This window comes from Streptomyces sp. M-16, from assembly GCF_052114405.1.
Classification (GTDB): domain Bacteria; phylum Actinomycetota; class Actinomycetes; order Streptomycetales; family Streptomycetaceae; genus Streptomyces.
On the sequence record NZ_JBFRER010000171.1, the window covers coordinates 1 to 12,135 of the forward strand.

Annotated in this window: 13 protein-coding genes and 1 rRNA gene; 3 read left to right on the forward strand and 11 right to left on the reverse strand. The window is 71.7% G+C overall.

Going from position 1 to position 12,135, the window contains the following annotated elements:
* The coding region (locus AB4039_RS39315; protein ID WP_442273023.1) for a redox-sensing transcriptional repressor Rex at positions 1–751 on the reverse strand (751 nt) is incomplete at its 3' end.
* 273 nt (positions 752–1,024) lie between these two features.
* On the reverse strand, positions 1,025–1,303 hold the full coding sequence (locus AB4039_RS39320; RefSeq protein WP_030232201.1) for a glutaredoxin family protein: 279 nt from the start codon (positions 1,301–1,303) through the stop codon (positions 1,025–1,027).
* Between the two features lie 99 nt (positions 1,304–1,402).
* Between AB4039_RS39320 and AB4039_RS39325 the strand changes: the two genes are divergently transcribed.
* From AB4039_RS39325 to AB4039_RS39335, 3 genes are all read left to right on the forward strand, one after another.
* On the forward strand, positions 1,403–2,401 hold the full coding sequence (locus AB4039_RS39325) for an HAD-IB family hydrolase (RefSeq protein ID WP_266839761.1): 999 nt from the start codon (positions 1,403–1,405) through the stop codon (positions 2,399–2,401).
* A 339-nt stretch (positions 2,402–2,740) separates the two neighbouring features.
* A complete protein-coding gene (locus tag AB4039_RS39330) occupies positions 2,741–3,553 on the forward strand; it encodes an ECF subfamily RNA polymerase sigma factor, BldN family (protein ID WP_442273024.1) in 813 nt (270 codons plus the stop codon).
* A gap of 314 nt (positions 3,554–3,867) precedes the next feature.
* Positions 3,868–5,085 (forward strand): DUF5667 domain-containing protein, encoded by a 1,218-nt coding sequence (locus tag AB4039_RS39335; protein ID WP_266839764.1) that lies wholly within the window; start codon positions 3,868–3,870, stop codon positions 5,083–5,085.
* Between the two features lie 70 nt (positions 5,086–5,155).
* Here the strand turns inward: AB4039_RS39335 and AB4039_RS39340 are convergent, their stop codons facing one another.
* The 9 genes from AB4039_RS39340 to rrf all read right to left on the reverse strand — a co-directional run.
* Positions 5,156–6,181 (reverse strand): lysophospholipid acyltransferase family protein, encoded by a 1,026-nt coding sequence (locus tag AB4039_RS39340; RefSeq protein ID WP_442273025.1) that lies wholly within the window; start codon positions 6,179–6,181, stop codon positions 5,156–5,158.
* Entirely contained in the window at positions 6,181–7,257 is a 1,077-nt protein-coding gene (locus AB4039_RS39345) for an NAD-dependent epimerase/dehydratase family protein (RefSeq protein WP_266841726.1), read from the reverse strand. The genes AB4039_RS39340 and AB4039_RS39345 overlap by 1 nt, the downstream gene beginning before the upstream one ends.
* A 95-nt stretch (positions 7,258–7,352) precedes the next feature.
* Complete coding sequence (locus AB4039_RS39350) at positions 7,353–7,451, reverse strand: 30S ribosomal protein bS22 (protein ID WP_003948845.1); 99 nt, start codon at positions 7,449–7,451, stop codon at positions 7,353–7,355.
* 151 nt (positions 7,452–7,602) lie between these two features.
* The gene (locus AB4039_RS39355) at positions 7,603–7,812 is read right to left on the reverse strand and encodes a helix-turn-helix domain-containing protein (protein WP_008738568.1); all 210 of its coding nucleotides are present in this window, start codon (positions 7,810–7,812) and stop codon (positions 7,603–7,605) included.
* 114 nt (positions 7,813–7,926) lie between these two features.
* On the reverse strand, positions 7,927–8,757 hold the full coding sequence (locus AB4039_RS39360) for a phosphatase (RefSeq protein ID WP_442273026.1): 831 nt from the start codon (positions 8,755–8,757) through the stop codon (positions 7,927–7,929).
* 78 nt (positions 8,758–8,835) lie between these two features.
* Positions 8,836–9,984: an acetoin utilization protein AcuC gene (locus tag AB4039_RS39365; RefSeq protein WP_266841727.1), complete on the reverse strand. Its 1,149-nt coding sequence runs from the start codon at positions 9,982–9,984 to the stop codon at positions 8,836–8,838.
* Positions 9,956–11,185, reverse strand: a complete 1,230-nt coding sequence (locus AB4039_RS39370) for an MFS transporter (protein ID WP_442273027.1) — start codon at positions 11,183–11,185, stop codon at positions 9,956–9,958. The genes AB4039_RS39365 and AB4039_RS39370 overlap by 29 nt, the downstream gene beginning before the upstream one ends.
* Positions 11,186–11,228: 43 nt before the next feature.
* Positions 11,229–11,882: an HAD family hydrolase gene (locus AB4039_RS39375; protein ID WP_266839772.1), complete on the reverse strand. Its 654-nt coding sequence runs from the start codon at positions 11,880–11,882 to the stop codon at positions 11,229–11,231.
* Positions 11,883–12,048: 166 nt separating this feature from the next.
* Positions 12,049–12,135 (reverse strand): 5S ribosomal RNA (gene rrf / locus AB4039_RS39380); the annotation flags it as partial.

Below are 12,135 nucleotides of genomic sequence, written 5' to 3' on the forward strand. Positions count from 1 at the left end.
GCCCGCCCGTACCCGCGCCGGTACCTGCGCCCGTACCCGCGCCGGTACCGGGCTCGGCGACGGCGCCCGTGCCCCCGGCGGCGGCTTCCTCACCGGCCTTGCGCTGCTCGTGGAAGGCCAGGATCTGGAGCTCGATCGACAGGTCGACCTTGCGGACGTCCACGCCGTCGGGCACGGACAGCACGGTCGGCGCGAAGTTCAGGATGGAGGTGACCCCGGCGGCGATGAGCCGCTCGCTCACCTGCTGCGCGGCGCCGGCCGGGGTCGCGATGACCCCGATCGAGACGCCGTCCTCCTCGATGATCTTCTCCAGGTCGTCGGTGTGCCGCACGGGCATCCCGGCGACCGGCTTGCCGGTCATCGCGGGGTCGGCGTCGATCAGCGCGGCCACGCGGAAACCGCGGGAGGCGAAGCCGCCGTAGTTGGCGAGCGCGGCGCCGAGGTTTCCGATGCCGACGATGACGACCGGCCAGTCCTGGGTCAGGCCGAGTTCGCGGGAGATCTGGTAGACGAGGTACTCGACGTCGTAGCCGACGCCCCGCGTCCCGTAGGAACCGAGGTACGAGAAGTCCTTGCGCAGCTTCGCCGAGTTGACCCCGGCGGCGGTCGCGAGCTCTTCGGAGGACACCGTGGGCACCGATCGCTCGGAGAGCGCGGTGAGGGCGCGCAGGTACAGCGGAAGCCGGGCGACAGTGGCCTCGGGAATACCTCGGCTGCGGGTCGCCGGTCGGTGAGTTCGGCCAGTTGCCACGATGCTCCTGCGGGATGAGCGGGGCTGCAGGCGGCCACTTGTCCCAGGACCGCCCCGTCGGATGCAGGCTATGTCTTTGTGAACGCGTGCACAAAGATTGTGTCCGCTTTGTCCGAGCAAAGTGACCGGGGTCACGCGGGCCGGGCAGGGAAGGCCGGAACCGGGAACGGGCCGAACCCGTTCAAATCCCGAGGGGGGCAAAGCGGTACACACTCCTCATCAATACGCCCCCGAGTCCCCATAAATCGCCCACGATGGTAACCGCCGGAGCGGTCAGGCTCCCAATGCCCGTCGCAGCCGGTCGGGGTTCACCCTCCAGAAGGTGTGCTGTTCGCCGTCGATCAACACCACCGGAATCTGCTCCCAGTGCAGCCGGTAGAGCTCCTCGTCCTGCGAGATGTCCTTCTTCTCCCACTGTGCGCCCGTCTCGGCGCAGATCGATTCGATGACCTCCTGGGCGTCGTCACACAGATGGCACCCCGGCTTCCCGATGAGCGTGACCATCCGCTCCCCGGGACGCTTCTTTTCCTTACGGCGCAGCAAAGGACTCATGTCCTCATTGTCCCGCGCCGCGCCGCGGCGCCCGAAGAGTTAACCGCTCCGTTTCCCGGCGGTTCGGGAACTCCCGAACACAGTGGCTATGCTCGCGTCATGGCCGCTCTGGGATGGCTCACCCCCCGTAGGCGCTCCGCGACCGCGCGGAGCGTGCTGGCAGGCGAGGCCTCGGCCGAGGCCGCCCGCAAGACCGCGCAGGCCGAAGCCCCACCTCACACGACACCGCCGCAGGACGAGGCCGGACAGGCCCTCCCGGCGGCCGCCGCCGCGCCCGCGACGGACGTCCCCGAGACCGCCCCCGAGCCGGAGTTCCCCGTTCCGGGCGACGACCTGGCCGCCGCCTTCTTCGACCTCGACAACACCGTCATGCAGGGCGCCGCGATCTTCCACTTCGGCCGCGGCCTCTACAAGCGCGAGTTCTTCCGCCGCCGCGAACTGGCCCGCTTCGCCTGGCAGCAGGCCTGGTTCCGGCTCGCCGGGGTCGAGGACCCCGACCACATGCAGGACGCCCGCGACAGCGCCCTGTCCATCGTCAAGGGCCACAGGGTCTCGGAGCTGATGTCCATCGGCGAGGAGATCTACGACGAGTACATGGCCGAGCGGATCTGGCCCGGCACCCGCGCCCTCGCCCAGGCCCACCTCGACGCCGGCCAGAAGGTGTGGCTGGTCACCGCCGCGCCCGTGGAGACGGCCACGATCATCGCCCGCCGCCTGGGCCTGACCGGCGCCCTGGGCACCGTCGCGGAGTCCGTGGACGGCGTGTACACCGGCCGCCTGGTCGGCGAGCCCCTGCACGGCCCCGCCAAGGCCGAGGCGGTGCGCGCGCTGGCCGCCGCGGAGGACCTGGACCTCGCCCGCTGCGCCGCGTACAGCGATTCGCACAACGACATCCCGATGCTGTCGCTGGTCGGACATCCGTACGCGATCAATCCCGACACAAAACTGCGCAAGCATGCCCGGGCCAACGACTGGCGGCTGCGCGACTACCGGACCGGCCGCAAGGCCGTGAAGGTCGGCGTCCCGGCCGCCGCCGGAGTCGGCGCCATCGCAGGTGGCGCGGCCGCCGCCATCGCCCTGCACCGCCGCCGCAAGTAGCGGCACGGGCCCCGGCCCGGCCACGCGCCCCGCCGCGCCCAACCGCCCACCCCTACCCGCGCTGTCGGCGCGGCACTCCGGCCTGCCCGACTCGGTCGCGAGCCAGCGTGGAAGCGTCCATTCCGCGCACCCATCCGATCAAGAACCGATCATCAACCAGGTCTGAATATGCCCTGGACACGCAACAGAAGTGTCGGAACCGGTGATTTCAGCAACTGGGTGTAGTGCTGCCTGTACGAAGCGTTATTCTCCTCAAACGCATGCCACCGCCCATCTGTCGCCACGACGGGTGAACGGTCCCGCACTGCACGTGATGGAAGCTCTGCCTCTGGGAGTCCCGTGTACCCACCTGTCGGGGTTGACGCCTCGGGCCTGGCTACGCTGCGCGCAACGGTCCTCGACCACCTGCGCGGCTTCGTCCCCACCGCGTACGCCGTCCCCGCCCTCGCCGCCGCGGTCCCTGCCGGCCTCGGCCCGGCCGGTCCTTGCTACGCCCTGACCGACGGCGGGGCGACGGTGGGCAGACGAGGCCGAACGGGCGCGAGCCCCGCCGGCACCGCAGCCGCCGGCGCGCCCGCCGCCCGCCGCCCCACCGCGGACAGCGACCAGGCCCGCATGATGGACCTGGTCGAACGCGCGCAGGCCGGCGAGGCCGAGGCCTTCGGCCGCCTCTACGACCAGTACAGCGACACGGTGTACCGCTACATCTACTACCGCGTCGGGGGCAAGGCGACCGCGGAGGACCTCACCAGTGAGACCTTCCTGCGCGCGCTGCGCCGCATCTCCACCTTCACCTGGCAGGGCCGCGACTTCGGCGCCTGGCTGGTGACCATCGCGCGGAACCTGGTGGCGGACCACTTCAAGTCCAGCCGCTTCCGCCTGGAGGTCACCACCGGCGAGATGCTCGACGCCAACGAGGTCGAGCGCAGCCCCGAGGACTCCGTGCTGGAGTCCCTCTCCAACGCGGCCCTGCTCGAAGCCGTGCGCAAACTCAACCCCCAGCAGCAGGAGTGCGTCACCTTGCGCTTCCTGCAGGGCCTCTCGGTCGCCGAGACGGCCCGGGTGATGGGGAAGAACGAGGGCGCCATCAAGACGCTCCAGTACCGGGCGGTCCGCACCCTGGCCCGCCTGCTCCCGGACGACGCCCGCTGACCCGCTCCCCCTCGCCCCGTCCCCGTCCCCGTCCCCCACGCCTCCCCCACTCCCGGCGGACCACCGACCCCGTCCGCCGGACCCCGCAGTAACGACAACCCGACGCCTACTCCCGGTGACCCCTCGATGACGCTGTGGTCCGATCATCCTTCGTCCGTAACCCAAGTGCCGCGCCGCTCGTTGTGCGGGATGCAGGCTCCCTGTGGACACGCCCTGCCCGAAGCCGCTCACCCGAAAGTGTGGATGTGCTCAAGGAAGGCAACCTTCCGGACAGCTTGGGGAGTCGATCGTCATGACGAGAGGAGGTGCCGCCAGTGATCGCGAACGTTACTCCGCACCGGCGGGCGAACGCCTTCGCCCAGGCCCTGGAGGATCGGACCACGTCCGACCTTTCGGAACCGGACCCGGCGGCCGAGCAGTCCGAGGCACCTGCCGAACCTGCCGACCACGACCGGCTGTTGGCCCTGGCGAGCGTGCTCGGCGAAAGAATGCCGCGCCCGGTGCTGGACCCCGAGGTCAAAGTGGTGCAACGAGCCCAGCTCGTCGCCGCCATGGAGGCCATGGTGATGGAGGAGAGGGCCGGGGGCGGTGCCGCCGAGGACCCTCTGATGCCCGAGCAGCGGACCGGCCGCGGCGCCCACCGGGCGACCTCGCTCCGGAAATTGCGGCCCCGCTCCCGCTGGTCCAAGGGCATCGCAGCGGGGGGCCTCACCGTGGGTGTGGCCGCAGGGGCCTTCAGCGGAGTGGCCGCTGCCAGCACCGACGCCCTGCCCGGTGACTCCCTCTACCCCGTCAAACGGGGCATGGAGGATCTGAAGCTGGGCATGGCCGACGAGGACGCGGACCGGGGCGAGCTCTACCTGGACCAGGCCTCGAACCGGCTGTCGGAAGCGCGCCGGCTCATGGAACGCGGCCGTTCGGGCCCGCTGGACCACGAGGTGCTGGGCGCGATCCGCCGGGCCCTCGCGGGCATGAAACACGACGCCGCCGAAGGCCACCGGCTGCTCCAGGCGGCGTACGAACGGGACGGATCGCTCGGCCCGATCCAGACGCTGTCCTCGTTCTCCCAATCCCATCGCGACGCGTGGGGCAGGCTCCGGGAGAAGCTCCCGCCGCAGCTCAACGATGTCGGGGGCGAGGTCGAATCGGTGTTCCAGGCCATAGACGAAGACGTGGCGCCGCTCCAGGGACTGCTCCCCAAGCCCCCGGAACAGACGCGCGGCTCGGGCGCGCCCGCCAAACAGCCCAGCAGTCCGGCGGCGGGCAAGCAGCAGACCCCGCCGGAACCGGGCGCCTCCTCCCAGGCGGTGCCCCAGGGCACCCCCAGCCCCTCCGGCAGCCGGCCCCCGGCTCCCGGCGCGGGCGGCCTCCTGGGCGGCGCGGGCGACCTGCTCCACCCCCCGGCCCCGGGCCACTCCGCCCCGCCCTCCTCGGCGACCCCGGACCAGCCCAAGCCGGACATCACCCTCCCGCCGCTCCTCCCGGGCCTCCTCCCGGGCCTGGGCATCAACGCGGAGGACGCCGGCCAGTAGCCGACCCGAAAGCGGGGGCCGCGCACCGCGCGACCCCCGCTTCGTCCTGCCACCGTTCGATGGCGCCGGCTCAGAAGAACACCGAACGCCGCTGCACCAGCAGCTTGTAGAGGGTGTGCTGGATCTGCTCCCGGACCTGGTCCGTGAGGTTGAACATCAGCATCGGGTCCTCCGCCGCCTCCGGCGCGTACCCGTCCGTCGGGATCGGCTCCCCGAACTGGATCGTCCACTTCGTCGGCAGCGGCACCGCTCCCAGCGGCCCCAGCCACGGGAACGTCGGCGTCACCGGGAAGTACGGCAGCCCCAGCAACCGCGCCAGGGTCTTCGCGTTGCCGATCATCGGATAGATCTCCTCCGCGCCCACGATCGAGCAGGGCACGATCGGAGTACCCGCCCTCAGCGCCGTCGAGACGAAGCCGCCCCGCCCGAACCGCTGGAGCTTGTACCGCTCGCCGAACGGCTTCCCTATCCCCTTGAAGCCCTCCGGCATCACCCCGACCAGCTCCCCGGCCTCCAGGAGCCGCTGCGCGTCCTCCGCGCAGGCCAGCGTGTGCCCGGCCTTGCGGGCGACCTCGTTGACCACCGGCAGCATGAACACCAGGTCCGCCGCCAGCAGCCGCAGGTGCCGCTCCGCGGGATGCCGGTCGTGCACGGCGACCTGGAGCATCAGCCCGTCCAGCGGGAGCGTCCCCGAGTGGTTCGCCACGATCAGCGCACCGCCCTCCTTGGGGATGTTCTCGATGCCCTTGACCTCCACCCGGAAGTACTTGTCGTACAGCGGCCGCAGCAGGGACATCAGGACCTGGTCCGTCAGTTCCTTGTCGTAGCCGAAGTCGTCGACCTCGTACTCCCCGGTGATCCGTCGCCGCAGGAACGCCAGCCCGCCCGCGATCCGCCGGTCCCAGCCGTCACCGGACCTCGCCGGAACCGGCTCAGGGCCGGACCCTGCGGGGGGCTCCACCGGGTCGGCCGGGTCCACCGGGTCCGCCGGGTGGTCCGCCGACTCCACCGGAGCGGGCACCGCCCGTACCTTCCGGACCGCGCCGCGCCGGCGCGGCCGGTCCTCGTCGAACGGGATGACCTTCGCGTCCGCCACTATCGCTTCGCTCCCTCGTCCACACCGGCACCCACATCCAGGCCCTCCACCTTCAGCACGGCCGCCGCCCGCCGCACGGCCCGCTCCACCCGCTCCGGGGGCAGGAGGCCGCTCCCGCGGCTGCGCGCGAAGTCGGCGAAGGTCTCCACGGTCGTGTACATCGGCCGGAACCCGAGGGTGTCCCGCATCTGCGAGGTCTCCACGACCCGGCCGTGGGTCAGCAGCCGGATCTGCTCCGGGGAGAAGTCCGTCACCCCGACCGCGCGCAGCGCCGACCCCACCCACGTCACCGCGGGCAGCAGCAGCGGCACCGTCGGCCGCCCCAGCCTCCGTGAGCACTGCGACAGCAGCAGCACCCCGTCCCCCGCGATGTTGAACGTGCCGCTGTTCAGCGTCCCCCGCTGCGGCTCCCCCGCCGCCAGCCGGAGCACGTCCACCACGTCGTCCTCGTGGACGAACTGCAGCCTCGGGTCGTAGCCCAGCACCGTCGGCATCACCGGCATCGAGAAGTACTCCGCCAGCGCCGAATCCGCGAACGGCCCCAGGATGTTCGCGAAGCGCAGCACGCACACCGCCACGTCCGGTCGCCGGCGCGCGAAACCCCGTACGTATCCCTCGACCTCCGCCGCGTCCTTCGCGAAGCCGGCGCTCGGCAGGGACTTCGGCTGGGTGGTCTCGGTGAAGACGGCCGGGTCCCGGGAGGTGCCCCCGTACACGCTGGTGCTCGACTTCACCACGAGCCGTCGTACCGTCGGCGACTTCTGGCAGGCCCCGAGGAGCTGCATCGTCCCGATGACGTTCGTTTCCTTGACGGCACTGCGCCCGCCCGGGGCGCCCGCGGCGCCGCCCGTGACGGCCAGGTGGACCACCGTGTCCACGGCGTGCTCGGCGAGCACGCGGGCGATGGCCGACTGCCTGATGTCCATACGCACGAACTCGGCCGAGCCGAGCCGGTGCGGCGGGCTCACCGCGTCGACCGCGATGACCCGTTCCACCTCCGGGTCGCGCTGGATGCGCCGCACGAAGCGGCCTCCCAGCTGCCGGGCAGCCCCGGTGACGAGCACGACCTTGCCCACGAGCTCAGCGCCTCCCTCGAAGAAGTACCCCGGCTGCACCGCAGCCCCTCCACCAGGATGGTGGAGGGGCTGCGGAGAACACGTACAGCTGCCGTTTACTTCTTGTTACGGCGCTGGACGCGGGTGCGCTTGAGCAGCTTGCGGTGCTTCTTCTTAGCCATCCGCTTGCGCCGCTTCTTGATAACAGAGCCCACGACTACCCTCGCTCACTTCTCGGAACATCCCCGCCTGGGCGGGGATCGGTGCGGGGCGTCTGGGCCCACACGACCTACGTCGGCCTAGCCTACCCGCCCGGAGTCCAGGCTTGTAATCCGAGCCCTCCGTAGATCCTCCCGAGCCTCAGTCTCAGGCCGACTCCACCCCCACATAGGACTCCCGGAGGTACTCGTGGACCGCGTTCTCGGGGACCCGGAAGGACCGGCCCACCCGGATTGCGGGCAGATGACCGTTGTGCACCAGCCGGTACACGGTCATCTTCGACACTCGCATCACCGAGGCGACCTCCGCCACGGTCAGGAACTGAACCTCACTGAGAGGCCTCTCGCCAGCAGCCATGACACACCTTGACCTTCCGCGCATGACGGGCACCGGCTTCCCCTCCGGTTACTCCTCGTCGTCGCACGCTCACTCCCCAGAGTAGGGGCGTGTGATACGAGTGGGGAAGAGGAGCTACGGCCACTCCTGACGCCCCGGCAGCCGCGCACGGCGCAGCACGTACCGGGCGAGCGGACCGTAGTGCTCCGGGCGCGCCCCGTCATCAAGCGGAACGGTCACCGCGACCCGCCCCTCGGCCTCCCCGACGAACAGCGCGGGATCATCCGCGTCGGCCAGCCCGATCGCGTCCACACCGAGCTGACCTGCGCCGCAGACCCACCCGTGATCCCCGACCACCAGTTCCGGCAGCGGCCCCCCGGCCTCCGCCAGCGCCCCCAGAGCGATCCGAACCGGCAGCGGCGAATGGGAGTGCACGCCGGTCGCACTCCCGGCCCGCCGCGCGCCGGGTTCCCGCACCAGTGCGACTCCCCGTACGTAATCGATCCGGTAGGGGCGTACGCCGAACCGGGTCGCCATGTCGACACCGACCCCCTGCGCCGGGGTGAGGACATCACATCCCGCCGCCGACAGCGCCCCGGCCAAAGCGGCGTAGAACCCCAGGAGGCCCTGCGGATGCCCCGTGCCGAACAGCACGGGCGACCGCGCCCCGGCCGCCGCGCCCAACCTCTCCGCGAAGGCCCCCAGGGCCGCCACCGTCAGCTCCGGATCGATCACCTCCGGCCCGCTGACGTGCGCCGGATCCGCCGAGACCCCGCACTTGGCCGCCATCAGCCGCAGCAGCTCGCCCTCGCCCCAGCCCCGCTCCGGGTCCAGCCCCAGCAGCACCCGCGGGTCCCCCGCCGCGAACAGCCGGTAACGACGCAGGCTCGACTCCCTCGACGTGGTGACGGGCCCGGCCAACCGGGCGGCCACCAGATGCGCACGCAACGCGCCGGTGCTCAACACCCTCCGATGCTGTCGCACCCCATCTGGCGCTTCATCAGTTCTCTGGAACCGCCCCACAGTTGGCGTAACGGTGCATCGTCACACGAGCATCCCCCGCAACGGGAACACCGCCCGGCGCGTCGCCAGAACGGCCTGATCCGTCGCGTCCGCCGGATCGTAACCGGCCTCCCAGTCCCGCCACCGCGCGTCACGGCCGTCCGTCATCCGCGCCGGCCCCGGCTGCCGCGTCCGCGCGTACACCTGGTCCCGCCACTCCTGCGGAACCTCCGCCGCCGGGTCCACCGGCCGGTGCGCCGCGATCCCCACCAGGTGCGTCCACGACCGCGGTACGACGTCCACCACCGCGTACCCGCCGCCGCCCAGAGCCAGCCACCGCCCGCCCGCGTGCTCGTGCGCCAGCCGGTGACAGGCCTCCTGCACCGCCCGCTGCGCGTCCAGCGACACCGCCAGATGGGCGAGCGGGTCCTCGAAGTGCGTGTCGGCCCCGTGCTGGGTCACCAGCACCTGCGGCCGGAAGTCCGCCAGCAGCTCCGGCACCGTCGCGTGGAAGGCCCGCAGCCAGCCCTCGTCACCCGTCCCGGCGGGCAGCGCCACGTTCACCGCGGACCCCTCGGCCGCCGCGCCGCCCGTCTCCTGCGGCCAGCCCGTCTGCGGGAACAGCGTCCGCGGATGCTCGTGCACCGACACCGTCAGGACCCGCGGATCGTCCCAGAACGCCGTCTGCACGCCGTCCCCGTGGTGGACGTCCACGTCGACGTACGCCACCCGTTCGGCCCCCAGCTCCAGCAGCCGCGCGATGGCCAGGGCCGCGTCGTTGTACACGCAGAACCCGGCGGCCCCACCCGGCATCGCGTGGTGCAGCCCACCCGCGAAGTTCACCGCGTGCTCCGCCTCACCGGCCCAGAGCGCCTCCGCCCCCGCCACCGACTGGCCGGCGATCAGCGCCGAGGCCTCGTGCATGCCGGGGAACGCCGGATCGTCCACCGTCCCGAGCCCGTACGAACCGTCGGCCACCGCCGGGTCGGCCGACACCTCGCGCACCGCGGCCACGTAGTCCTCACGGTGCACCAGCCGCAGCGTCGAATCGCCGGCCGCCCGGGCCGCCCGCACCTCCATCGCCCGGTCCAGCCCGAAGGCGCGCACCAGGCCCATGGTCAGCGCCAGGCGCACCGGGTCCATCGGATGGCTCGGTCCGAAGTCATACCTCGTTACCGCCTCGTCCCACATCAACAGCCCGGTCACCGGCTCGCCGCTCATGCCCGACACCGTATCGGGCCCGTTCCGGACCGAACGAGCGGGCCTGGGAGAGCGTGACCAGCACGAGCACCATCGGTACGAGCATCGCCCCCCGGTAGCTCCAGGCGTCCCCGATCCCGCCGACGAGCGGCGAACCGACCAGGAAACCCACGTAGTTGAAGATGTTCAGCCGCGCGACCGCCGTGTCCGAAGCCCCCGGGAAGAGCCGCCCCGCGGCGGCGAAGGTCTGCGGCACGATCACGCACAGCCCGATGCCCAGCAGCGTGAACCCGAGCATCCCCGTCCACGCCCGGGGCGCGGCGGCCACCACCGCGAACCCGCCGGCGGCCACCACCGTCCCGCCCCGCACCACGGCCACCGCCCCGAACCGGCGCACCCCGAGGTCGCCCACGGCCCGCCCGATCAGGGTCGTCACCATGTACACGTTGTACGGGACCGTCGCCAGCTGCTCCGAGCTGCCCAGCACGTCCTGGAGGTACTTGGCACTCCAGTTCGCCACCGTCGAGTCCCCGATGTACGCGCACGCCATCACCAGGCACAGCGGCAGCAGCAGCTTCCCGCCCCTGGCCGGCCACCCCTCGGCCGCCTCCCCGGCCCCGCCGGCCGCCGCCGCGTCCACGTAGGACCGGCTGCCCACCAGCGCCACCGGCAGCAGCACCACCACGGCCGGCAGGTACCCGGTGAACAGCGCCAGGTGCCAGTGCGCGCCCGCCCAGGCCGCCGAGGCCCCCAGGATCCCGCCGAGGCTGTACGCCGCGTGGAACCCGAGCATGATGCTGCGCCCGTACGCCCGCTGGAGGCTCACCCCCAGCATGTTCATCGAGGCGTCCAGTGCCCCGACCGCCAGCCCGAACACCCCCAGGGCCACCGCGACGTGCCACATCCGGGTACCGGCCCCGACGCCGAGCAGCGCCAGCAGCACGACGGGCTGGGCCCACCGCAGTACCGTGCTCGGCGCGATCCGCTTCACCAGGTGCTCGGTGGCGACGCTGGAGACCCCGGCGAGGATCGGCACGGCGGCGAGGAAGGCGGGCAGCAGCCCGTCGGATATCCCGTACTGGTCCTGGATGGCCGGGATGCGGGTCACGAGCAGGGCGAAGGCGACGCCCTGCGCGAAGAAGCTGAACCCGAGCGCGCCCCGCCCGCGCCGCAGCCGCACGTCAACTGTCATGGCGGCACAGCGTAGGCGCCCCACTTACCGGTGGGTAGAGAGATCACACACCCAATCCGAGCAGGGCGGAGAGCTCCTTCATCTCGCCGAAGTAGCCGGTGGCCCCGGGGAGGGCGGCGGCGGGGGACATCGAGGTGTACACGAGGACGTCCATCCCCGCGGCCCGTGCGGCCTCCACCCCGAGCGGACTGTCCTCGACCACCACGCACCGCGCGGGCTCGACGCCCATCATGTCGGCGGCGTGCAGGAACAGGTCCGGGGCAGGCTTGCCCCGCCCCACGTCCTCCGCACTGAAGATCCACTCTTCCTCGAACCACTCCCCCAGGCCGGCGCTGCGGTGTCCGACCCGGATCCGCTCATGGGTCCCGGAGGAGGCCAGGCAGTACGGCACCCCCTGCGCGGACAGCTCGGCCAGCACCTCGGTGACCCCGGGGACGGGCTTCAGCTCCCGCGCGAACCCGGCGGCGATCCGTTCCTCCAGGGTGTGGTCGAACTCCTCGGGCAGCCGCTGCCCCGTCCGTTCGAAGACCAGGTCGTGCACCCGGTGCACCGCCGCACCCATGTAGTCCCGCAGGGACTCCTCGTAGGTGGTGGGGTGCCCGATCTCCGTCAGGTACGCGGACAGGATGGAGTTGGCGAGCGGCTCGCTGTCCACGAGGACGCCGTCGTTGTCGAAGATGACCAGCTCATAGCCCATCCACCCAGCGTACGAGCGACCGGCGCGGGTTCCCGGCAACCCCGTGCGGGTAAACGGTGGAACCGACGGTTGACCCGCCCCCGGCCGGCCCTGCGGGGACCGGGTAAAGGCCCGTAAACGCAGAAAAGCCCCGCACCATAAGGTGCGGGGCTTTCCCACAATGATTGTTCGGCGGCGTCCTACTCTCCCACAGGGTCCCCCCTGCAGTACCATCGGCGCTGAAAGGCTTAGCTTCCGGGTTCGGAATGTAAAC

Bases quoted from the DNA above. Each gene is read 5' to 3' on its own strand.
- AB4039_RS39320 (WP_030232201.1), bottom strand. From the start codon at position 1,303: ATGAGTCCTTTGCTGCGCCGTAAGGAAAAGAAGCGTCCCGGGGAGCGG.
- AB4039_RS39325 (WP_266839761.1), top strand. From the start codon at position 1,403: ATGGCCGCTCTGGGATGGCTCACCCCCCGTAGGCGCTCCGCGACCGCG.
- AB4039_RS39355 (WP_008738568.1), bottom strand. From the start codon at position 7,812: ATGGCTGCTGGCGAGAGGCCTCTCAGTGAGGTTCAGTTCCTGACCGTG.
- AB4039_RS39365 (WP_266841727.1), bottom strand. From the start codon at position 9,984: ATGTGGGACGAGGCGGTAACGAGGTATGACTTCGGACCGAGCCATCCG.
- AB4039_RS39370 (WP_442273027.1), bottom strand. From the start codon at position 11,185: ATGACAGTTGACGTGCGGCTGCGGCGCGGGCGGGGCGCGCTCGGGTTC.
- AB4039_RS39375 (WP_266839772.1), bottom strand. From the start codon at position 11,882: ATGGGCTATGAGCTGGTCATCTTCGACAACGACGGCGTCCTCGTGGAC.